Annotated in this window: 18 protein-coding genes; 6 read left to right on the top strand and 12 right to left on the bottom strand. The window is 45.0% G+C overall.

From position 1 onward, the window contains the following. Window positions 1–45: 45 nt before the first annotated feature. The 5 genes from serS to lrp all read right to left on the bottom strand — a co-directional run bounded on the left by serS (window position 46) and on the right by lrp (window position 7,183). Window positions 46–1,353 (bottom strand): serine--tRNA ligase, encoded by a 1,308-nt coding sequence (gene serS, locus MTF70_RS10355; protein ID WP_042522079.1) that lies wholly within the window; start codon window positions 1,351–1,353, stop codon window positions 46–48. 91 nt (window positions 1,354–1,444) lie between these two features. Continuing rightward, window positions 1,445–2,800 carry a replication-associated recombination protein A gene (locus MTF70_RS10350; protein ID WP_212668900.1) on the bottom strand — a complete coding sequence of 452 codons (1,356 nt, stop codon included), beginning with the start codon at window positions 2,798–2,800 and terminating at the stop codon, window positions 1,445–1,447. Continuing rightward, window positions 2,801–3,427, bottom strand: a complete 627-nt coding sequence (gene lolA / locus MTF70_RS10345) for an outer membrane lipoprotein chaperone LolA (protein ID WP_005388103.1) — start codon at window positions 3,425–3,427, stop codon at window positions 2,801–2,803. 61 nt (window positions 3,428–3,488) lie between these two features. After that, a complete protein-coding gene (locus MTF70_RS10340) occupies window positions 3,489–6,536 on the bottom strand; it encodes a DNA translocase FtsK 4TM domain-containing protein (protein ID WP_025766892.1) in 3,048 nt (1,015 codons plus the stop codon). Between the two features lie 152 nt (window positions 6,537–6,688). Then, window positions 6,689–7,183 (bottom strand): leucine-responsive transcriptional regulator Lrp, encoded by a 495-nt coding sequence (lrp, locus tag MTF70_RS10335; protein ID WP_005378234.1) that lies wholly within the window; start codon window positions 7,181–7,183, stop codon window positions 6,689–6,691. A 156-nt stretch (window positions 7,184–7,339) separates the two neighbouring features. Here lrp and ald point away from each other — a divergent pair, with 156 nt between their 5' ends. Next, window positions 7,340–8,464 carry an alanine dehydrogenase gene (gene ald, locus MTF70_RS10330; RefSeq protein WP_005378241.1) on the top strand — a complete coding sequence of 375 codons (1,125 nt, stop codon included), beginning with the start codon at window positions 7,340–7,342 and terminating at the stop codon, window positions 8,462–8,464. Window positions 8,465–8,557: 93 nt separating this feature from the next. Here ald and MTF70_RS10325 read toward each other — a convergent pair whose 3' ends face one another. Both MTF70_RS10325 and cysB read right to left on the bottom strand, forming a co-directional pair. Continuing rightward, on the bottom strand, window positions 8,558–9,754 hold the full coding sequence (locus MTF70_RS10325) for a methyltransferase (RefSeq protein WP_042522084.1): 1,197 nt from the start codon (window positions 9,752–9,754) through the stop codon (window positions 8,558–8,560). 53 nt (window positions 9,755–9,807) lie between these two features. Continuing rightward, the gene (gene cysB / locus MTF70_RS10320; RefSeq protein ID WP_005388967.1) at window positions 9,808–10,782 is read right to left on the bottom strand and encodes an HTH-type transcriptional regulator CysB; all 975 of its coding nucleotides are present in this window, start codon (window positions 10,780–10,782) and stop codon (window positions 9,808–9,810) included. Between the two features lie 313 nt (window positions 10,783–11,095). Between cysB and MTF70_RS10315 the strand changes: the two genes are divergently transcribed. Next, on the top strand, window positions 11,096–11,860 hold the full coding sequence (locus tag MTF70_RS10315; RefSeq protein ID WP_005378247.1) for a hypothetical protein: 765 nt from the start codon (window positions 11,096–11,098) through the stop codon (window positions 11,858–11,860). A gap of 97 nt (window positions 11,861–11,957) precedes the next feature. After that, window positions 11,958–12,728, top strand: a complete 771-nt coding sequence (locus MTF70_RS10310) for a tRNA isopentenyl-2-thiomethyl-A-37 hydroxylase MiaE (protein WP_017634952.1) — start codon at window positions 11,958–11,960, stop codon at window positions 12,726–12,728. A gap of 125 nt (window positions 12,729–12,853) precedes the next feature. Here MTF70_RS10310 and MTF70_RS10305 read toward each other — a convergent pair whose 3' ends face one another. After that, on the bottom strand, window positions 12,854–14,482 hold the full coding sequence (locus MTF70_RS10305) for a methyl-accepting chemotaxis protein (protein WP_042522086.1): 1,629 nt from the start codon (window positions 14,480–14,482) through the stop codon (window positions 12,854–12,856). Between the two features lie 155 nt (window positions 14,483–14,637). Further along, on the bottom strand, window positions 14,638–14,904 hold the full coding sequence (locus tag MTF70_RS10300) for a hypothetical protein (protein ID WP_005388970.1): 267 nt from the start codon (window positions 14,902–14,904) through the stop codon (window positions 14,638–14,640). Window positions 14,905–15,195: 291 nt separating this feature from the next. Here MTF70_RS10300 and MTF70_RS10295 point away from each other — a divergent pair, with 291 nt between their 5' ends. Both MTF70_RS10295 and MTF70_RS10290 read left to right on the top strand, forming a co-directional pair. Then, window positions 15,196–16,524, top strand: a complete 1,329-nt coding sequence (locus tag MTF70_RS10295; RefSeq protein WP_042522087.1) for a sphingomyelin phosphodiesterase — start codon at window positions 15,196–15,198, stop codon at window positions 16,522–16,524. Continuing rightward, window positions 16,521–17,477, top strand: a complete 957-nt coding sequence (locus MTF70_RS10290; protein ID WP_042522089.1) for a hypothetical protein — start codon at window positions 16,521–16,523, stop codon at window positions 17,475–17,477. The genes MTF70_RS10295 and MTF70_RS10290 overlap by 4 nt, the downstream gene beginning before the upstream one ends. A gap of 84 nt (window positions 17,478–17,561) precedes the next feature. On the opposite strand, the gene trpS is transcribed toward MTF70_RS10290, so the two are convergent. Continuing rightward, window positions 17,562–18,584 carry a tryptophan--tRNA ligase gene (gene trpS, locus MTF70_RS10285; protein WP_025766897.1) on the bottom strand — a complete coding sequence of 341 codons (1,023 nt, stop codon included), beginning with the start codon at window positions 18,582–18,584 and terminating at the stop codon, window positions 17,562–17,564. 601 nt (window positions 18,585–19,185) lie between these two features. Between trpS and MTF70_RS10280 the strand changes: the two genes are divergently transcribed. Beyond that, window positions 19,186–20,142 (top strand): AEC family transporter, encoded by a 957-nt coding sequence (locus tag MTF70_RS10280; protein ID WP_025766898.1) that lies wholly within the window; start codon window positions 19,186–19,188, stop codon window positions 20,140–20,142. Between the two features lie 44 nt (window positions 20,143–20,186). Here the strand turns inward: MTF70_RS10280 and MTF70_RS10275 are convergent, their stop codons facing one another. Further along, entirely contained in the window at window positions 20,187–20,642 is a 456-nt protein-coding gene (locus MTF70_RS10275; protein ID WP_017635039.1) for a MarR family transcriptional regulator, read from the bottom strand. Between the two features lie 187 nt (window positions 20,643–20,829). Beyond that, entirely contained in the window at window positions 20,830–23,991 is a 3,162-nt protein-coding gene (locus tag MTF70_RS10270) for an efflux RND transporter permease subunit (RefSeq protein WP_005378264.1), read from the bottom strand. Between the last annotated feature and the right edge of the window lies 1 nt (window position 23,992).

The following is a 23,992-nucleotide window of genomic DNA, read 5'->3' as shown; positions in this document are numbered from 1 at the left end:
AACCCAGCACTGAGGCTGGGTTTTGGTGTTCTAGTGGTTAATGAGTTAACCGATGTGCGTTGCGCCTGCCATGTACTTCTGAAGTACTGTAGGGATTGCAATGCGGCCGTCTGCTTCTTGGTTGTTTTCTAGGATAGCAACCATTGTACGACCTACAGCAAGACCAGAACCGTTTAGCGTGTGTACAAGCTCAGGTTTCTTCTCGCCTTTACGACGGAAACGCGCTTGCATACGACGAGCTTGGAAGTCCCACATGTTAGAACATGAAGAGATTTCACGGTAAGTTTCTTGAGCAGGAACCCAAACTTCTAGGTCGTAAGTCTTACGAGCGCCGAAGCCCATGTCACCTGTACATAGAACCACTTTACGGTAAGGAAGCTCTAGAAGTTGTAGAACTTTCTCAGCGTGACCTGTTAGCTCTTCTAGTGCGTTCATTGAATCTTCTGGCTTAGTGATTTGTACTAGCTCAACTTTGTCGAACTGGTGCATACGAATCAGACCACGAGTATCACGACCGTAAGAACCTGCTTCTGAACGGAAACATGGCGTATGAGCTGTCATCTTAATTGGTAGATCCGCTTCGTCAGAAATTGTGTCACGAACTAGGTTCGTTACAGGCACTTCTGCAGTAGGAATTAGAGACAGTTTACGTGGCTCTTCGTCGTTTACTTTTTCTACTAGCGGCTCAGTGTGGAAAAGGTCTTTACCGAACTTAGGAAGCTGACCAGTACCGAATAGGCTATCAGAGTTTACTAGGTAAGGTACATACATTTCCGTGTAGCCGTGCTCTTCAGTGTGAAGATCTAGCATGAACTGAGCGATTGCACGGTGTAGGCGAGCGAATTGGCCTTTCATCACGATGAAACGTGCGCCAGTGATCTTAACAGCACTTGCGAAGTCTAGACCGTCACCCATTTCGCCTAGGTCAACGTGATCTTTCAGTTCGAAGTCGTAAGACTTTGGCTCACCCCAACGAGAGATTTCAATGTTGTCGTTTTCATCTTTGCCATCTGGCACTTCATCTGCTGGGATGTTTGGTACAGAAAGCGTGAATTCGTCTAGTTGAGCCATTACTTGCTCAAGTTCAACTTTCTTCGCATCAAGATCGCTACCTAGCGTACCGATTTGTTTCTTGATCTCTTCTGCGCCTTCTTTGTCGCCAGCCGCCATTTTTTGGCCGATTTGCTTGGAGATGGAGTTACGTGTGGATTGTAAATTTTCTACTTCTACTTGAATGGACTTACGTTGTTCTTCAAGTTTACGAATAGTATCTACGTCTAGCTTAAAGCCACGACGCGCCAGTTTAGCAGCTGTTTCATCCAGCTCTGTACGAAGTAATTTAGAATCCAGCATTGTTAATCCTATGCTTTTTGTTGTGAAATCACGCGCACTTTCCAAGCGTACGCGTTAAAAAAATTTACTGAACAAATGTATCCAAAAACGCCTACTTTTCATAGCGCTTTTGTGGGCTATTTGCGTCTAAAGTAGCCAAGTAATCTAACTTTTCGCCGATTTTGGTCTCTAGACCACGATTTGTCGGCTGATAGTACCTACGATCGCCCATTTCAGGCGGCAAATATTGCTCACCGGCTGCGTAAGCACCAGGCTCATCGTGAGCATAACGATATTCAGCCCCAAAACCCATGTCTTTCATCAAACTGGTTGGCGCATTTCGAAGGTGATGCGGCACTTCATATTCAGGTAAGTTATGAGCATCCGTTAGCGCTTGTTTCCAAGCAACGTAAACGGCATTACTCTTTGGAGCGCACGCGAGATAAACAATAGCTTGAGCAATCGCACGTTCACCTTCTGCTGGACCAACGCGCGTAAAACAGTCCCACGCGGATAGTGCCACTTGCATGGCTCTAGGGTCCGCATTGCCGACATCTTCCGATGCTATCGCAAGTAATCGACGGGCAATGTAAAGAGGATCACATCCCGCTGCAATCATACGTGCAGCCCAGTAAAGCGCAGCGTCCGGGTTTGAACCACGAATGGATTTGTGGACCGCAGAGATTAAGTCGTACCAGATATCACCTTTGTTATCGAAGCGAGAGACTTTCTCCGCTGCCACTTCAGCCAGCAACTTAAGCGTGATCTCTTTTTCACCTTGCGCATTGTCTTCTGCCATGTCGTAGAGCAGCTCAAGATAATTGAGAGACATGCGAGCATCACCGTTTACCAGTTCTGCTAGGCGGTCTAATACGTTATCAGCGAAGTGTGCAGGTGTATTGCCCAAGCCACGTTCTTTATCGCTGATCGCTTGGTTCAGCGCCAGTGAGATTTCATCTCTATCAAGAGACGTCAGCTTGTAGACACGTGCACGTGACAGCAATGCGTTGTTTAACTCAAACGATGGGTTTTCTGTCGTCGCACCAATAAAGGTAACCGTGCCATCTTCGATATGCGGTAAAAACGCGTCTTGTTGAGATTTGTTGAAGCGATGCACCTCATCCACAAATAAGATGGTGCGGCGGCCCGCCATTTTGTTCTCACGTGCTTTCTCGATTGCAGCACGGATTTCTTTCACACCAGACGTTACCGCAGACACACGCTCTACTTCAGCATTGGCATAGTTTGCAGCCACTTCCGCTAATGTCGTTTTGCCTGTGCCTGGTGGTCCCCAAAGGATCATAGAGTGAATGTGACCCGCCTCTAGCGCACGGCGCAGTGGCTTACCGGGGCCTAAAATGTGCTGCTGTCCGATGTATTGTTCGATCGTTTCCGGTCTCATACGAGCAGCAAGGGGACGAAAATCTTCGTCCCCCGAGAAATCTAATGTGTAATTACTCACTACCAATTAATTCCTTTGGTCATCCACTTCCACACCTTTTGGAATTGTGAATGTGAATCTGTCTGCTTTTGGTTTACCCAGCTTCACGTTGTTAAAGGTGAACAAACCTTTTTGACCGTCTTGCTCAACCACGTTGAAGCCTTTCACCACACCTTTGGCATCAATATTAATCTGGAATTGACCTTGTGTGGAGTCTACTGCGGTAGGAATGAGAGTGAACTGGTCACCTTTTTGAGATATTTTGTAGTTATTCCAATCACTTGCTCGGTTACGCGTTAGCAAAACAAATGGCGTTTGCTCTGTTGCTTGCTCTTGCCAGTAGATGCTCACTTGCTCGATGAATGGGCTGTAGTACCACAATGTCTTACCGTCAGAGACCAATAGGTTCTCATCGGGGAATGTTGTACTCCAACGGAACAGGCTTGGGCGAGCGATTTCAACCGTACCTTCTCCTTCCATCACCGTTTCGCCTTCAGGGCTGATAACCTGCTGAGAGAAATCCGCACTGAAGCCATCATTCATAGAAAGGCGTTTGTTTAATTCATCTTTAGGAGATGCTGCGTGTGCGGTAGAAAAGAGGGAAAAGCTTAAAACAAGCGCAGAGAAAAGTTTCGCTGAAAATAGTTTTTTCATTCAGATACCTATTATTAGAACCACTCACCTCAGTTGGACTGAGGTGAGTAAAACAAGTTCATTAATCTTTTGGTGGCGCAGGTGCCAGTACTTCACGGTTACCGTTATGACCCGGAGCACTTACGATGCCCTGCGCTTCAAGCTGCTCTACAATACGGGCGGCACGGTTGTAACCTATCTTAAATCGGCGCTGAACACCGGAAACCGAACCTCGACGTGATTGAACCACGTGCTCAACAACTTGATCGAAGAGCGGGTCTACATCTTCATCCGCTTCCATTTGCTCACCTGGCAATAGACTTTCTGGAGTTTGATCTCCACTGATGATCTCTTCAATGTAGTTCGGTTTACCACGCGCTTTCCAGTTGTTTACAACAGCATGAACATCATCATCTGATGCAAATGCACCGTGAACACGAGTTGTATGACTTGATCCCGGCGGTAGATACAACATATCACCCATACCAAGTAGTGATTCTGCGCCGCCTTGATCTAGGATTGTACGAGAGTCCGTTTTAGTCGATACCGTAAACGCAACACGAGTTGGAATGTTCGCTTTAATTAGACCGGTAATAACGTCAACCGATGGACGCTGAGTCGCAAGAATTAAGTGAATACCTGCCGCACGCGCTTTTTGCGCCAAGCGAGCAATCAGTTCTTCAACTTTCTTACCTACCACCATCATTAGGTCAGCAAATTCGTCAACAACAACGACGATGTAAGGCAGCTTTTCTAGCAATGGCGGTTCAGTATCCATGCTGTCGCCTTCTTGCCAGAACGGGTCATGGATTGGGTGGCCCGCTTCTGCTGCCATCTTCAATTTTTCGTTGAAGCCCTTCACATTACGTACACCTAATGCCGACATCAATTTGTAACGACGTTCCATCTCGCCCACACACCAACGCAGAGCATTTGATGCGTCTTTCATATCAGTCACAACTTCAGAAAGAAGATGAGGGATACCTTCATAAATAGAAAGCTCTAGCATTTTCGGGTCAATCATGATGAAGCGTACATCTTCTGGACCTGCTTTATACAGCATGCTCAAAATCATCACGTTCACACCCACCGACTTACCAGAACCTGTTGTACCTGCTACTAACACATGAGGCATCTTCGCAAGATCTGCCACCACAGCTTCGCCCGCAATGTCTTGACCTAGCACAACCGTTGTTGGTGACGTTGCTTGCTCAAACTGAGGGCTACTGATGACATCAGATAAATAGACCGTCTGACGACTCATGTTTGGCAGTTCCAAACCGATGTAAGGCTTGCCAGGAATTACTTCCACAACACGTACCGCCATCGCAGACAATGCACGCGCTAAGTCAGTTGAAAGACCAGAAATACGACTTACTTTCACCCCTGGCGCCAAATCAAGCTCAAAACGAGTGATCACTGGACCAGGATAAATACCAACCACATCGGCTTTGATTTTGTAGTCAGCGAGTTTGCTCTCTACCAATCGAGCGACCTGCTCTAGCGCATCACGGTCGATAAAGTTTTCACGTTTTTCTGGATGATAAAGCAACTCGAGCGTTGGGAGTGGCTCTTCCGGAACTGGCAAGTTTTCTTCTTTCTGTACCAAAAATGGGTTCTGTGTTGCAGCGACTTTGGCTTGCGCATTGGAAACCATATCTTGGAATGCGGTAACATCTTGGTCGTTGTCTTGGACCTCTTCCACCTCCACTTTTTGAGGTGCAGGTTCAAATGTTGTTGAAGGTGTTGCAACTTGCTGATGAGGCGTTGTTGGCTGTGCTTGCTGTGCAGGCTGAGATTCCACTTCGTCTTCATCATCTAACACATCAAAGTCAGAGATCGTAGGCTCAATATGTTGGCTCGATTCTGTTTGCGCCGTGATGCTATCTAATACAGCAGAATCAATTGCAGGCTCTTCATGTACAGGATGCTCAATACTTGGCGGCTGTACTTGCTCTGCTTCAAATTGTTCGTACTCCGCATAATCTGGTTCAACACTGATCGGTTCTTCTGTAGCTGTATGTGGCTCTACATAGGAAGAGTAAGTGTCTGCAAATGATGGTGCTGCCTGTTCTTCAGTTCCCCAGTCATCTGCTTGTTGCGCCGCTGCTTCAAGCTCTTCTATCGTAACATTCAGTTGCTTGGTGCGTTCCAAGAGCGGATCAACGTTATCAGTGTTAACCGTATGGATAGGTTGTATTTGAGGCTCAGGTTCAGAATAAACTGGCGCAGCATTAACCGTAGCCTTGCGTTGTGGTGGCGTCGGTTCTACCATCGCCTGTTCCGCAGGCTTATCAGGTTTCGCTTGCGGCATATAAATAGGATACTCATGCGCTGGCGCCGGCTCTTTCGGTTCATCGACATCGTACGCCGTTAAATGAGGAAGCGGCTCATCATCAATTTCATGGTCTACATTGTGTTTAGGCGTAGAGACTTTGTCTTCTACAAACTCATCAAGCTGAGGTTCTAAAACTTCCTGCTCTGAACCTCTTGCCTTATTTGCAAGCGCGGCAATTAGTGCTAACGCACGATCACCAAGCCATTCCACGATGTTAAGCCATGAGATGCCAGTGAAGAGCGTAAAGCCCGCTCCCCACAAGAACAGCAATACCAATGTGGTACCGAGTACATTCAATGTAGGTAAAGCGAGGCTAGACAACACATCCCCGACCACACCTCCGGATGAAAAATACCAAATGTCATCAAAATTAATATCGGCAAGACCGCAACTGGTCATAATAAGGACGACCAGACCGAGCAGCCTTGTACCCCATAGCATGAAATCAATGGGCTCATCTTCTCCTCGTTTACGGCAAATCACCCATGCAGCCGCCGCTAGCAAGAAAGGGATTGGGTAAGCGAGAGAGCCAAATGTGAAGAATAGAGTATCGGCTAGCCAAGCGCCGAAAAGGCCACCAGCATTATCGATATCCCCTCCCCATGCGGTTTGGGACCAAGAAGGATCGGCCGGACTGAAGGTAAATAGTGCAACCGCAAGCAATACCGAGCTAAGAACGCCAACGATAAAGCAGCACTCTTTTAAGCGTTGGAAGCCATTTAAGCGTGAAGACTGGGGCTCTTCACTGGTTTTGATAATGGTTTCGACTTTCTTTGCGTTCTCTTTGAACATAAATCAACTTGAATATGGAAATGAAATAGGAAATTGCAAAACATTCCGAGCGGCATCAAGCCGCTCGGTAAATTGATTTAACCATATCAAGGAGAAAAACCCAATTACTCTCTGGCGAAAGCGGAAGCATATACCGCTTTCTTTGCAAGAAATTAACGAGTTTTGATCACAAGCTGGTTAGATTGTTTCACTTCTTCCATAACAACGTATGTGCGAGTGTCATTTACGCCAGGTAGACGTAGTAACGTATCGCCCAATAGTCGGCGGTAAGCACCCATATCTGATACACGGGTTTTAAGAAGATAGTCAAAGTCACCTGAAACAAGATGACACTCTTGTATGTCGTCTAGCTTTTGAACAGCTGAGTTAAACTGCTCAAACACATCCGGCGCACCACGGTTTAGCGTAATCTCAACGAATACTAATAGTGATGCATCCAGGAACTGCGGATTCAATAATGCAGTATACCCTGTGATATAACCCTGACGCTCTAAGCGACGTACACGCTCCAAACATGGCGTTGGAGAAAGTCCCACACGTTTTGAAAGCTCAACGTTTGAAATACGACCGTCTTTCTGCAGCTCATTAAGAATGTTGCGGTCGATACGGTCTAGTTCCTTGGACGGCTTTTTATAGTTGTCTGCCATTTTTTATTCCACCTTATTACTTCCTTGCAAAAAAATATACTACAACTTTTTAATATTTGGTGCCAAATTTTACAAATCTATAACTATACTAGTTATTAATTCGACAATAACACCCTACTAACAGTTAATACAACCATTATAGAAAGAGGATACAGGATGATCATTGGCGTACCTAAGGAAATCAAGAATCACGAATATCGTGTTGGTATGATCCCAGCTAGCGTGAGAGAACTCATCTCACATGGTCACCAAGTTTTAGTTGAGACCAATGCAGGTGCCGGCATTGGTTTTTCAGACGATGATTACATCGCTGTCGGCGCATCCATTCTCCCTCATGCTGCTGACGTATTTGCGCAAGCAGACATGATTGTAAAAGTAAAAGAACCCCAAGCAGTAGAGAGAGCAATGCTCCGCGAAGGGCAAATTTTATTTACTTATTTACACCTAGCACCAGATTTTCCACAAACTGATGAGCTAATCAAGAGCAAAGCTGTCTGTATAGCCTATGAGACTGTAACAGATAATATGGGTCGTTTGCCACTGTTAGCACCAATGTCAGAAGTGGCAGGTCGGATGTCTATCCAAGCTGGCGCGCAAACGTTGGAAAAATCGCACGGCGGTCGTGGTCTGCTCCTAGGCGGCGTACCTGGTGTTGAACCTGCAAAAGTCGTTATCGTTGGTGGTGGCGTTGTTGGTGCAAACGCTGCTCGTATGGCGGTTGGCCTTCGCGCTGACGTCACCATTCTAGACCGTAACGTAGACACACTTCGTAAGCTTGACGAAGAATTCCAAGGTCGCGCAAAAGTGGTTTATTCTACTGAAGACGCTATCGAGAAGCATGTTCTAGAAGCGGACCTTGTTATCGGTGCCGTTCTAATTCCTGGCGCAGCAGCACCTAAACTGGTCACTAAAGAGCACATTGCTAAGATGAAGCCTGGTGCGGCAGTGGTTGACGTGGCAATTGACCAAGGCGGTTGTTTCGAAACTTCGCACGCGACAACTCACGCAGATCCAACTTACATCGTTGATGAAGTGGTTCACTACTGTGTAGCAAATATGCCTGGCGCAGTTGCTCGCACTTCAACATTTGCACTCAACAACGCTACACTTCCATACATCGTGAAGTTAGCAAATAAAGGCTACCGCGAAGCACTTCTAGAAGATAAAGGCTTCCTTGAAGGTCTAAACGTTATTCACGGAAAAGTAACGTGTAAAGAAGTAGCAGAAAGCTTTGACTTGGAATACGTTGAACCAACTCAAGCTATCGCTATGTTTAATTAATGACAAAATAAAACATAACTTGTCACGTTTTGTTTACAAAAGCCCACTCATAAGTGGGCTTTTTCATATAGAGCGTTTGGCTATAAAGAATAACTAAATCTTATATGCACAAATTAAAATATTTCTAGGCGTGACCGATTTAGGGCAAAACTCTGACAATCTAACACGGTAACCACGTTCTTCAAGATAAAGCACTTTGTCTAATGCGAGCCAGATCTCCAACGGACGTTGAAAAACAAGTTGCACTAAGCTCATTCTCTCCATTTGCCAGAAGCGTTGTTCGCTTAACTTTTCAAAATGAGAGAAATCGATTTCTTGAGGAAGAACAATGCCTTTTTGCTCCGCTGCCCAGCGACATAAAGATTCAAAACCATCACTTAATTGCGACTTACGGATACTCGGCACAGGCTGATACTCTGCCATTCCCAAAGCTTGTCGCGTGATCAAATCAAACCCAAGACGAAACATCATTTCCTGCTGACGATGACGACGCACGCGCTCTCCTCCTGTCACCGTTTGTTGTAATGGGATACGCAGTTCTTGCTTAGACAATGAGAGAGAAGAAGCCCTGCCCGATTCCGACATCGGCTGGTATTGTTCCGACTGAATCAAGTGGTAACAACAAGGTGATATGGTCATCGCAGCAACCCCATTTTCACTGCCGTACTGCATTAGACGAACGTGAAGGTCACCGCATGCATGCAGTGCTACTGCGTGTTGCGTTGGCTTAAACACGGCTTTCGCTTTGCTATCAAACGCGTCGCCTTGAATAAACGTCATCTTCCAATGATGTTCATTGGCTGCTTGTTGCCCCGAATCGCACAGTGCTTGTTGGTATTCAAAGCTGGTTACAGGCTGATCGGTTTGCGTGGTCAGGATTCGCCCCAAGTAACCTTTACCTGAGCACCATTCTAGCCATTCTTCGCCACAGTGTTGTTGAATTGCAGCTTCACCCATCGAGCTAATTTGCTCCAACTTACGTCCCGGAATACCGTTATCTAAACCACGAGCGAGTTCCAAGCCGTTTAACGACAAAAGCTCTAAATGAGTCAGTTCTGCGAGTTGTTCAAGCTCAGGCAAAAACGGACTAAGTGCTTTTAACGCGAGTTCTGGTTCTGCTTTGTATTCTTCGATTTGAGAGGGAGTAAGAGACGCTAGCCATTGGCACAGTCGAGGATGTTGCTCCTGCCAAGGTAATGATGTGCGAATGCTGCTTTTAAAAGGCTCGAATCGCCACAAAGATTGGTTTTCGATTAAGCAGTCATTAATAAATTGAAATTGCGTTTTCATAGCTCCCCCTACAACGAGCGCATTGTAGAGGGAATCGAAACATCAATGAAGTGTTATCTCACCGGAAGCTCGATGTCTTTAAACATCTCTTCGATTTCTGCATTAGACTTCAGCGAAATCGCCTGCTCAACCACTGGACGCGTTAAGTGCGGTGCAAAACGCTCCATAAAATCGAACATGTAAGAGCGTAAGAATGTACCACGGCGGAAACCGATGCTCGTGGTGCTCGCGCCAAACAAATGGCTCGCATCTATTGCAACCAAGTCACCGTCCTGCTCTTCATCCACTGCCATGCTTGCAATCACACCCACACCGATACCCATACGAACGTAAGTTTTAATGACGTCTGCATCAGTTGCCGTGAACACCACTCGCGGGGTTAAACCTTCGCGGTTGAATGCTGTATCCAGCTCTGAACGGCCAGTAAAACCGAACACGTAAGTGACTAATGGGTAAGCGGCAAGATCACTGATCGTTACTTTGTCTTTCTTCGCTAGTGGGTGGTCTTTAGGCACAACTATTGAACGATTCCAGTGATAACAAGGCAACATGATGGCATCTTGATATAAGTGAAGCGCTTCTGTCGCAATCGCAAAATTCGCTGTGCCTTTAGCTATCGCCTCAGACATTTGTGATGGTGTACCTTGGTGCATGTGTAACGACACTTTTGGATAACGAGAAGTAAAACCTTTGATGACATCTGGCAGTGCATAACGAGCCTGCGTATGTGTCGTGGTGATATTCAGCGTCCCCATTTCTGGATGGGTGTGCTCTCCAGCCACCGCTTTGATACTTTCTACACGAGCGAGAATTTCTTGAGAGATACGTACAATTTCTTCACCAGCTGGCGTCACTTGCGTTAAGTGCTTACCGCTACGTTCAAAAATCTGAATGCCTAACTCGTCTTCCAGCAACCGAACCTGTTTACTGATACCTGGCTGAGAGGTATATAAGCTTTCCGCCGTTGCAGATACATTCAGATTATGGTTTACAACCTCAACAATATACTTCAGCTGCTGCAGTTTCATCGTAATCCCTTACTTATTCATGAGAGAGTTTATTGGCCACTCAAGTGAGCGATATAATAATTAGTTATAACGCGTTCAAATCGAAATGAACAGCAATTTCTAACTTATACCTCAATCACATACTAATAATCTTCAAGCAAGAAACAATATGCACAAAGTTGAGCCAATAAATGACCGAAGTTCTATGATGTGACTTCTATCAGTAACTAAAACGTGTGAGAGACAAAATAATCAAACAAATAAGGTGCCGAGTAAGATAAGATTCATGTATTCTTTAACGCTAGCCGCAGAAAAGTAAAGCAGACGCAAAGATATGAATATTGGTTTAATAATCGCTTTGGTAGCCATCCTACTGGTGTTAATCCTAGGCTATAACATTATGTTGCAATATAAGGTTAAAGTTGAAACCGCAAAAAGGCAGGAATCAGCGCGATATGTAGCCTTGATAGATGGTACTGAAGAGTTGATTGGTCATGCGCACCATATCCCTTTTAGTAAAGAGCTGTTGCTGTGTCTAAACAATCGTATTCTTGACGCGCTAGAGAGCATGCATGAGCTGGACCCGAAGAACAAGCAACTTGCTCAACGTATCGAAAATATGAAGCAGCAGATTACGCAGCTAAAAGAGAATGGTCCTACTGGCGAGAGTACCACTTTCAAGATGCCGAGTAGTGATAAACAAGCTATCGTCATGCTTAAGCTGGTTAAACGACTTCGCGACACTATCCGTAACGAGCACAACAAAGGCCGATTGGATACCCAGACTTACGTCACCGAAAATGCGCGCTTGGAAACGATGCAAATTCGCATCAACATTGAAAATGTCATCAAAAGAGCAAACGACTCTATCGCTCGTGGCCAACCAGGCACCGCGCTTCAACTGCTGCGTAAAGGTATCGATGCTTTGAGCACTAAGAGCGATCCTTATTCTATTCAAGCGAAACAAAAGCTTGAAGAGATGTTAGGTGACTTAGATAAAAAGCGCCAAGATAAAAGCGATGCCGAAATGCAGCAGATTGCTGACAAAGAGCGTGACAATGACATGGAAGCTCTCTTCGGCGAGAAGAAAAAGTGGTAACATTCACTTCAGGTCAAAAAAGGCTGCAATTGCAGCCTTTTTTCTATCCGCAAGACAACGGATATGCCCAATAAAAATGTGAAGTACTAAAACTAAAATGATGAATCTAGACGCCTATCAAGATCTTCTTGCTCCCATTAACCAATTTCTGCGATGCAGTACACCTGATGAATGGGTAGAGGAAGCAAAGAAACCAGAGAACCTTCAAACCATTTTGTTAGACCACCTACTGTGCGAACTAAAAGCTGGCCAATCTGCCATGTTTTTAATTCGTAAGTATGCCGTTGACCAATCCAGTTCACATGCTCTACTTGACTGGTTTAAGCCCTACGAAGATTTTGCTTACCGTAACGTAGGCTCATTGGAAACTTTAAAAGGCAAGAGCAATATTTCTAAGTCAATCATGGCTAAGTCCGACTCACCATACAGCCAAGATTTGATCGATAAGATGGTGCTTTTGATAAAAGAGGAGTTACACCACTTTTATCAAGTTTTAGAGATCATGGAAAGTCGTGGAATTGAGTACAAAAATATTCCAGCAAGTCGTTATGCTAAAGGACTGATTTCGCATATGAAGACTCATGAGCCGGAAACGCTGATCGATAAACTCATCATTGGTGCGTACATCGAAGCCCGATCTTGTGAGCGTTTTGCCAAACTAGCACCACATATGGATGACGATATCGCAAAGTTCTACATTTCTTTATTACGTTCAGAAGCACGCCATTACCAGGATTATCTTGTATTAGCGGAGCAAATCGCAGGCAAAGATATCAGCGAGCGCATCGCCTACTTTGGACGTATAGAGGCAGATTTAATTTCTACGCCAGATACAGATTTTAAGTTTCACAGTGGTATTCCAGCCTAGCGAGCATATTCTCCCAAGGTTGAGCATACTCTGAACTTATATAGACAGAGAATAAATAAGCCGGACATTTCGTCCGGCTTATTTATTGTAGCAATGAGGTTAGGAATAAAGCTGAAACACAACAACTAGAGCTGGAATGAACCCATTCGAGTTTTCAAGTTGTGCGCTAGGATACTAATCTGCTGACAAGCCACAGCCGTTTGTGAAGCTCCCTCAGCCATCTCTGTTGAAGCACTATTAATATGCTCCACGCTGCGATTCAGCTCTTCGGATACAGAATTCTGCTCACTGCACGCCGTTGCGATTTGTGTGCTCATTTGCGCTATGTTATCGACAGAATGTTCAATTTCTTTTATCTGGCTATCAGTATCATTAACTTGCTCAACACACTGAGAAATACCCTCCTGACAATCACGGCTTGAATGCCCTATTTTACTGCTGCTCTCTTGTAGTTGATTAACAATTTCCACAATTTGTGAAGTGGAGTCTTGAGTGCGTTGCGCCAGAGAACGAACCTCATCTGCCACAACAGCAAACCCACGTCCTTGTTCACCAGCCCGAGCGGCTTCAATTGCGGCGTTCAGTGCTAACAAGTTTGTTTGCTCGGCAATCCCGCGGATCACATCTACGACCACATTGATATTGTTTGAGCTCGATTCAAGCTCACGTGCCAGTTCATCTGATTCTTGGATCGTATGTGATACACGCTCAATTACTGCGATAGTTTGTTGTAACGTCACCGTTCCTTGCTTTGCCACTTCCGCAGCCGAATAAGCAGAGGTTGCGCCAACTTCGGTATTTTGTGCCACTTCACTTACAGCAGCTTGCATTTCTGTCATCGCAGAAGCCACCGAGCTAAGTTCAATTTGTTGATTTTGCATACCAGAAGCGGTCTGAGAAGAAATAGCACTCACTTCCTCTACTGCTGCCGTTAGCTGAATCGTTGAGTCATTAATCTCAGAAACCAACGAATGTAAGTTTGTTTGCATACCGACAAGCTCTTTGAGCAGCGTTCCTAACTCGTCTTTGCTCAATTCGCTTTCGTCGATTTGATTATTCAATTGACCCTTGGCGATTTTGGAAGCGAATTCCAGTGCTCGATCAACAGGCCCGCAGATGACTCGAGAAAGCAACATGGCAGACATTACCATGACCAATGCGACGACAAGCGCACCAACAGCAGCGCTGTATTGTGTAAATGCCGCTTCACTTTGTACTTCTTCGCCAATCAAATTCACCAACTCATCGTTCAACGCGAGGGTATCATCCAAGCTGCTCAACGCTTTTGAGTAGGTATCGAAACTTGATAAAATTACATCATTTGCACTTTCAGCATCGCCTTGGCTTAGCAATACGTTGTAAGTCTTCGTTTCTTTGATGTATTGATTCCAAGTTTCTTTAAAAACGCTAAAGGACTGCGTTTCACGCTTATTAAGGTCGAGCTTTTCGTATTCTGCAATACCAGCCTGCACATCAGAACGCCATTGGTCGAGGCCTTTTAACCACTCACCAATTTTGGGGTGATTTGCGTTTGGCAATAAAGAGAACTCATCTTTACGCACTTTAGTAATATCAACTTGGATACCTTTCAAAATCGCAACAGAAGGTAAACTTTTATCTGTTAGCACTGAGATGTCTTTATTCAGTGTTAACAAACCTTGCACCAACATTACTGACACTAAACCAAACACGGCAAAAACGGTTAAATAACTAACCGATATTTTCTTTACGACACTTAAGTCTTTAATACGCATGCACTTTCTCCCCGCAGCCTTTCCAAACCTCTCACTTAAGTGAAAGCTTAACCTCTAAAACGCACTGTTTTTTGCGCTCGATATCATTGAACGCTCTTATATACATCGGCTTGAGAGATCAAATCTTGACCAGTAATTGATAGTTTTATCACATGCTATTTTAAAGATAGGCTCGTATGCTCCGTATTGTGTCTACATCTTTTCATGAGCGCTTCTCGGCGCAGATCCAAGATCTCATCGATGAGCTTTTCTTTCGCGTTTATCCCAAAATGCTGGGCATAATTTTTTACTTTTGCTATCTCATTAGGCTGCAAGCGGTACACCTCTTTCTTTAAACGCGCTTCTGCTTCACTTCTAATCAGACCTTGCTCTTGTAACAATTTAATGATGGTTTCATCGGTTGGATTTACTGCTCTAGCCATGGTGCTCCATCTATCAATTTGAGTTCTAGCCATATGGCTAGATGAATGACGCCGCACAACTTATAGAGCAAAGATGACAGCTTGATTGCAGTGAATGCAATTCGTTGACTGTTGGTATTATTTTCCACCGCTTCAACGGCAACACACTCAATACCTCCACCCTCACCATTGAATAAAGATCACATTCTGATAACAACTTTCAGCACTGACTTAGATGTCATCCATATTTAACGTGCAAGTAACATTTATAAACAAGAATGATTGCTCTAGTTCAAATGATGGAAAAATAAGATGAAATTTTCGCAGTGGAGCCTTTTAGTAAGTAGCTTGATAGCGTTACCCAGCATTGCAGATACCGACGTTTACCTAACGAATAACTCTGATCAACCGTTAACTATTCAAGTAAAACATGAAGGCAGTGATTTGCTTCAATACGGAGAAGAGTGGCAACAACATGTGCAGGTACTTGGTCCGTGGGAAACTAAATCTGTATTAAGCTTCAACCGCTGGGAGGGCGTGAAATCAAATCAAACTTACCGTTTTGAAACTGTGGTTTCTAGCCCCGAAGGTGAAAGCATAACACTCAATCAAATAATGGAAGGCCATTGGTACAATTCGACCATTGAATACGGCTTGTCCGCAGCCGATGTCGAGTTATCTCTCAAAGATGATCGTAACATTCATCGTGCCAACACTAACGCTTTTGGTGCGAGAGAAACCGAACTGGCATTTAAGTCAGACAGTACCGCTCGATATGATGATCTTTACTACACCATCACGCCAAGCAAGGTAGCGGAATCTGTCGACAACGAAGAACAAAACCTTAAGTTGATGACTTATAACATCTGGGCGTTGACGGCTATTGCATCGCACATTGGAGATCGTTACGAACTGATTCCTCAACATGTAAAAGGTTACGATGTTTTGGCACTGCAAGAGGTGTTTGCCAGCGGCCGTGAAGCATTCTTACGTGAGTTAGCCAAGGAATATCCTTACCAAACAAAGATGTTAGATAAAGAAGGCGTTAATATTCATGATGGTGGCGTAATCATAGTTAGTCGCTACCCTATCGTGAATGAAGCGCAATATGTCTTTCCCGATTGCTCTGGTACAGACTGCTTTGCCGATAAAGGCGTAAATTATGCGGAAATAATTAAAGGTGGTCAGGCTTATCATGTGTTTGCTACCCATACCGCATCTTTCGATACAGACACCGCCCGTGAGTATCGTCAGCGCCAGTTCAAACAAATCCGCACACTCGCCCAATCTCTTAACATTCCTTCAAGCGAAACTGTGGTATACAGCGGCGACTTTAACGTAAACAAAAGAAAGTTTCCTGGTGACTACCAACAAATGATCGCTAACTTAAGTGCCATAGAGCCTCACTACTCTGGTTACACGGAGTCAACCTTTGATCCCCGTATCAATAACTTCGCAGGTGAAGCGTTATCAGGTGGCGAAAACGTGGAATACCTTGACTATGTTATGGTGAGTAGTGAATACGGGGTGAAATCATTCAATGACAACCGTGTAGACGTACCGCGCACAACCGCAGAGAGTTTATGGAAACACTACAACCTTTCTGACCATTTCCCAGTCAGCGCAACAATCAAGCCATGAAGAAAATCGCTTTGATAATCATGTCCGCCATTATGGCGGGCATGATATTTTTAACTTTCAGTCACGATGTTCAAAAAGAAGAGCTCGCTTCCTCTCCTTCCCCTAAGACAAAAAATCAGAATGTCTCCAGTACATCACCACAAACAAGCAGCATCGTGCCCGATACAGATACTTCACCACAAACCGCTAAGCTCCCTTCCACAGTTCAAATAACGACTGAGCGATTAACTCAACTCAAAGGCAGGAAACTTGTCGCCGAACTTGAGACGTTTTGGCAAGAGTGTATGTTGAACCGTAGTTGTGAAGAGCAGGTCGCCTTGTTTGAGGCGCATTTATCTTCAGCTCGATTCCAGCTTTTGGCGAACTACCCTCAGCTCAGCAGCCAATGGCAAGAGAGTGTAGGAAATTTGTTATTTGATGAGCAACAATCACTGGCGTCGCGTATTGCACAGCTGAAGAACGAAGCAAGGAGCATCTGGGGAGAATTGGCTGATGTTGTTTTCGCGGATGAGTTCGCGCTGTACGATTTCAATTTAGAAGCCCAAAAGCTGGACACTCAAAGCCCAGATAACTTTTTGCGAGCTTTCGAGCAACTCACCATTGACTGGCAAGAACATGCAGGTGCTATCGGGCTAACAAGCGACCAGGAAAAATATGAGCGTGCGGTCACCCTGATTCCTAATAGTATGAGCCTACCAGATCGCTTGGCGCTCATCGCAGAGCTAGAACGAACTTACTTAACGAAAGAAGAAAGTAAAAACATTCATGCTCGTCAGCAGCAAATTACAGAGCAAAAAAAACAAGTCAAAGATTACCAACAAGCATTACAACAACTTGAGTCCAAGCTAAGAACGCAAAGAGCTTCTAGCCATTCAAATTTGTCAGAACCGGAATGGCAAAGCTATTACCAACAAGAAGTCGCGGATTTTCGTCGTGAATTTTTTTCTTCTTAACAATGCGCTTTGACTGACTGGGAACTTAAAAAGGCACGTTGCTAACCAGCCGTCGTGCCTTATGTTCAACTCTCTACTTTTAATTCAGAACAAATTTAAACCAAATACATCTTTCACATCAAATAGCACTTTTTCGGTTTTCTCGCGAGAACGCTCACTACCTTGTTTTAAAATATCAATCAGCTGCGCTTTATCATTCAAATACATAGCGCGCTTTTCTCGAATAGGGCGAAGCATCTCTTGTAAGCATTCTTCTAACACTTTCTTGGTCAAACCATCACCTAACCCACCTCGTCGATAATGGTCTTTTAGCTGTTCGACATAATTTTTATCAGGATGAAAAGCATCGAGGTAGATGAATACAATATTCCCTTCGACTTGGCCTGGGTCCTCAATTTTCAGATGATTGGGATCGGTATACATAGATTTCACTGCCGCGGAAATCTCCTTTTCGGAGGCCCCTAAGTTGATTGCGTTCCCCATGCTTTTAGACATCTTATTTTTACCGTCAGTACTCGGCAAACGAGGTGCATCGCTAAGTAATGGACGGCATTCTCTAAGAACTTCTTTTCCACCCAGATGGTTTATTTTTCTCACGATTTCATTAGTTTGCTCTAACATCGGCAGCTGGTCATCACCCACTGGTACTAGCGTCGCATGAAACCCCGTAATATCAGCAGCTTGAGAAATTGGATACGTTAAAAAGCCTGCGGGAATAGAGCGTTCAAAGCCTTTACTTTGAATCTCATTTTTAACCGTGGGGTTTCGCTCTAATCGTGCGATAGAAACAAGATTACTGTAATACATTGTCAACTCGGCTAACGCTGGAATTTGAGATTGCAACGTGATCGTAGTTTGAGCGGGGTTGATACCAACAGCCAAATAATCTGCAACGACATTGAGAATATTAGAGGATACCTTTGATGGATTATGCGCGTTATCCGTCAACCCTTGCATGTCCGCGACCAAGATCGTTTGCTCGTGCTCCGTTTGCAATTTGACTCGTTGTTGCAATGAACCAATATAGTGCCCGAGGTGTAATGGACCTGTTGCTCGATCTCCGGTAAGTATAATTTCACGCTGAGATGTATTTTTATGGCTATTCATATTTGTCTCCAAGTATTTAATAGATCGCTACTGGAGATAAAAAGATCAAACACTCTTAGCTACCATCCAGCAGCTTAAGAATGTAAGTATTCCGCGCCGCTCTATTTAGAGCGCCACCAAGAGAAGGTTGTTAATGAAGGGCGAACGTGTATTTTCATGTTTTTTAAACTAACAGCACACACCGCAGAACTCAATCTGTTTTGTACTGAATTAGTGTGAGTGTTCCAACAGCGAATTAAGAGGATTACATTGGTAAAGACATCGCAATGACCAAAACCGCACCAAATACCGAACCAGAGACAAACGCACACAGTACAGTTTTGTTGTGTTTCCTTTTCATTGATGAACTCCTATCCATAACTACGATGACCAGCCCTCACATCTAATACGCATGTGGATGCATCACGACAACGAGTTAACCAACATATCGCACGTAGGACCAGTACCGCTTTGTTAAATTGGGACCTCGTCCATAACTTGGAGTGTAAATGACTCCGGAACCTACAACAGAAGAAAATTTCATTACGTTACTGTCCTACCCTCCGGGTTTGTGGCTTAATAGGCAGCAGGAACACTTTTTTCTTTTGCTGCGGATACTTACATGGAAGCTGTTTTACATCAGTTGCAATTCTCTTTGTCGATAACCGGACCTATCTGTTTGATGTTGGTACTTGGCGTTCTTTTTAAGCGCTTTGGTCTAATCAACGATAATTTTATCGAAGTAGGCTCTAAGCTGGTGTTTCAAGTTACCTTGCCTGCGATGTTATTTGTCAGCATTGTGGCTTCAGAACACGACTTTTCCGCGGCAAGTGGATTCGTCAATTTCGGCGTCATCGCTAGTATTTCGTTTTTCATTTTCACCTACCTTTCCGTCAAACTTCTGTTCAAAGCATCGCCTGACCAAGGCGTTCTCATCCAAGGTGGGTTCCGAGCAAATACAGGTATTATTGGTATCGCTTACGTTGCCAATGCGTATGGTTCTCAAGGTGTGGCGCTAGCAGCGCTCTATGTCGCGGTCACCACATTTATTTATAACGTCCAAGCGGTAATTTGCTTATCGCCCAAGGGGGCAACGTCTGCCTCGCAAGCAGCAAAGATGATGGGCCGAACACTGACTAGGAATCCGCTCATAATCTCCATTGTTCTAGGAATGGCTTTTTATTTACTCGCTATTCCAGTACCGAATGTGGTTATTGACGCAGGAGACTACTTGTCCAAAATGACATTGCCTTTGGCGCTGTTGTGTACGGGTGGCTCACTTGACTTTAGCTTGATGAGAAAAGAGAAAGGTCCATCTTGGTTTGCGAGCAGTTACAAGCTCATCGTAGCGCCAGTCATCATCACCATGGGAGCTTACTTAGTAGGGTTTCGAGGAATTGAGCTAGGTATTCTTTTCTTTATGAACGCCTCTCCAGTCGCTGCTGCCAGCTATGTCATGGCGCGCTCCATGGGAGGCAATGCCACGTTAGCTGCAAATATCATCGCACTCACTACGGTGCTTTCTACCGTGACCTGTACGTTGGGCATCCTATTTCTTAAGTTCTACAGCTTAATATAATTGGTCCGCGATAAAATAAAAACGCTAAACGGCATTGATGTCAGTTACTGGTCGTGATTCGCAAAAGTGAGCTTTCTTACCAGACGAAAAAATTCACTCGCTTCAGATTCCGACAAACAAGAAAAAAACTCTTTCTGTAAATTCGTCATGATTTGATGAACTTGCTTTAAAGCATTTGCTCCCTCTTTTGTCATGCTTAGCATTTTAAGGCGCTGATTCGATTTACTTTTAGAAACTTGAACAAACCCTCTCTTTTCCAGATTGTCCACCATCCGCTTTGCTACACTTCGCTCAGTTCGAACCGCATCAGCCAACGCTTGCTGGCTCATAGGTTGAAATTCTTCTAAAGCGGCCAGTGCACTTGCCATTTCTAGTGTCATCAAATTTTGCCGAGACAGCTCGGCTTGGGCACGATTGCGGTACATGCGCTGCATCACACCGCAGACAAACATAGGGCTTTGATCCAAAACGGAAATTGGGGAAATTTTCTGATCTTTCATCGTCGTTTTTCTTCTTTAGGCTTTCATTCGGCCGAAAAGGCTGTGCTGATACTGCACACAACACGCCGTCTTTCAGGCTCGCGTCATAGACGGTAACCACCAAGTGAAAACATAAAATAAAGAGCGCCGAAGCGCCCTTTAATCGTGTTTATTATCACTAGTATAACTCAGTTAAAACAACCAAGTCCTACTCGCTTTGCTGAGTGGGTTTAGTGCTGGTCTCAGACAACTCTGCCTCCGACTCTTTTCTCGCACGTCGATCAAACAATCGCTCAACCACTACAAAGAAGATTGGGACGAAGAATATACCCAATATCGTGGCACTGATCATGCCACCAAGTACGCCGGTACCTACTGCGTTTTGACCTGCCGATCCCACACCTGAACTGATAGCAAGTGGTACCACACCCAAACCAAAAGCAAGCGATGTCATGATAATTGGGCGCAGACGAACGCGAACAGCATGTAAGGTTGCTTCGATAAGCCCAGCGCCTTTCTCATAGTAGTCCTTTGCAAACTCAACAATCAGAATGGCGTTTTTGGTTGCCAAGCCGACCGTAGTTAATAAGCTCACCTGGAAGAACACATCGTTATCCATACTGCGCGTCATTACCGCAAGCACAGCACCAAGCACACCAAGAGGAACAACTAACACCACGGCGAAAGGTACTGACCAACTTTCATACAAAGCGGCAAGAACTAAGAATACGACGAGGATAGATAGCGCATATAGCATCGGCGCTTGGTTTCCGGAAAGGCGCTCTTCATACGAAATACCATTCCAGTTCACCGTGAAACCTTCTGGTAGCTTTTCTACCATTGCTTCAATTTCTTCCATGGCTTCACCAGTACTTACACCAGGAGCTGCACCGCCTTGAATATTCATTGCTGGCAAACCATCAAAGCGCTGCAAAAGAGGAGAACCATATGTCCACTCGCCACTCGCAAAAGCAGAGAAAGGCACCATCTCTCCCTTAGCGTTGCGTACGTACCATGAATCGAAGTCTTTTGGCTGCATGCGGTATTCCGCATCACTTTGCACCATCACTTTCTTCACACGACCGCGGTCAATATAATCGTTAATGTAAGCCCCGCCCCATGCAGCTGACAGGATTTGGTTTACGTCATTGATACTGACATCCAAAGCACGAAGTTTGACGTGGTCAATGTTCACTTTGTACATTGGCGCATCTGCCTGACCGTTTGGACGAACACCGACAAGTTTCGGGTTTTGTGCTGCCATGCCCAGAAGTTGCCCTTGAGCCGCAACTAATGCATCGTGCCCTTTATTCAACGAGTCTTGGAGATAGAAATCGAAACCTGTCGAGTTACCTAGCTCTTGAATCGCTGGAGGGGCGAACGCAAACACCAAAGCTTCTTTAATGGTAGAGAAGTACCCCATCGCTCGGCCCGTAATGGAAGCCGCATCAGCGCCAGGCGCTTCACGCTCAGACCAATCTTTCAGGCCGATAAATGCCATCCCCATGTTTTGGCCTTGACCTGCGAAACTAAAGCCCGCAACAGAGAAGACGGATTTTACATTGTCTTTTTCGTCTACTAGGTAAAAGTCACGCATTTTCTCAAGTGTTTTTTCCGTCTGTTCTTGTGTTGAGTTAGGCGGCAAAATAGCCATTGAGAATACTGTGCCTTGGTCTTCATCTGGCAAAAATGACGTTGGAAGGTTCATAAATAACCAGCCAGCACCTGCACTCATTGCCAAAAATACAACCAACATGCGACCTGTGCGTTTTAGAAGTTTGGCAACGCCGGTTTCATAGCCTGCTGTCATCGCATCAAACTTGCGGTTAAACCAGCCAAAGAAGCCTTTCTTCTCTAGAAGCTCAGCATCGCCTTTTTTCAGCAACGTAGCGCACAATGCCGGAGTCAGAATTATCGCAACCAAAACGGAAAGCGTCATAGCCGCCACAATAGTTATCGAGAACTGACGGTAAATAACCCCGGTAGAACCAGACATAAACGCCATAGGGACGAATACCGCTGAAAGCGTCAACCCCACACCAATCAGGGCACCAGTGATCTGCCCCATCGATTTTTTGGTCGCTTCTTTGGGCTCTAAACCATCTTCATGCATCACACGCTCGACGTTTTCCACCACAACGATGGCATCATCCACCAGCAAACCGATAGCCAGAACCATCGCGAACATGGTTAACGTGTTTACGCTAAATCCAGTCGCGTACAAAATAGCGAAGGTTCCGAGCAATACGACAGGCACTGCGATCGTTGGAATGATCGTCGCACGGAAGTTCTGCAAGAACAGGTACATGATTAAGAACACAAGAAGAATAGCTTCTAATAGCGTTTTAACCACTTCTTGAATCGAGGCTTTGACGAATGGTGTTGTTTCAAATGGGTAAGCAATCTGCAACCCTTCTGGGAACGTTGCACTCAGTTGTTCTAAGCGCTCTTTTACCGCATTGGCTGTCTCAAGCGCGTTTGCGCCAGTACCTAATGAAATACCTAACCCCGATGCTGGGAAGCCATTATATTGGCCTCGAATATCATAACTTTCTGCACCACGCTCAACGCGAGCTACATCTTTCAAATAAACATTCGAACCACTGGCGTCGGACTTAAGAATGATGTCTTGGAACTCTTCTACACTGCTCAAACGACTTGCAGAAGAAATCGTAGCATTCAACAACTGACCCTCCTGCGCAGGTGCCGCACCAAGTTGACCTGAAGAAACTTGCGCGTTCTGTTCACTGATTGCATTTGCTACGTCGATCGCGGTCAAGTTGAATTGCGTAAGCTTAAATGGATCCAGCCAAACTCGCATCGCATACTGCGCACCAAACGCCTGCACTTGTCCTACGCCAGTTACACGACTTATCGGGTCTTGAATATTCGTTACAACAAAGTCGCCGATATCGTTTTCTGTAAAGTCAGGATCTTCAGAATAAACTGCGACAACCATGAGAAATGCCGTATTGGATTTATTGACGACAATACCTTGGTTTTGTACCTCCATCGGCAATGAAGTCAATGCCAATTGCAGTTTGTTCTGCACCTGTACTTGCGCGATATCAGGATCAGCTTCGCTATCAAACGTCAGGGTAATTGTCGCATTACCAAATGCATCACTGCTCGATGATAGGTAGCGAAGGTAATCTAATCCTGTCATGTTTTGCTCGATAACCTGCGTTACCGAGTCTTCAACGGTTTTTGCTGATGCACCTGGATAGCGAGCACTGATGGTGATCGTCGTCGGTGAAATCGTTGGGTATTGCGAGACGGGTAAATTGAATAATGACATTACCCCCGCCAACATCGTTAGAATCGCGAGAACCCAAGCAAATACCGGACGATCGATAAAAAATCGTGCCATG

This window comes from Vibrio sp. 2CM40D, from assembly GCF_023161825.1.
GTDB lineage: Bacteria > Pseudomonadota > Gammaproteobacteria > Enterobacterales > Vibrionaceae > Vibrio > Vibrio alginolyticus.
The sequence above is the reverse complement of the archived record's forward strand: the minus strand, read 5'-3'. Positions and strand labels throughout refer to the sequence as shown.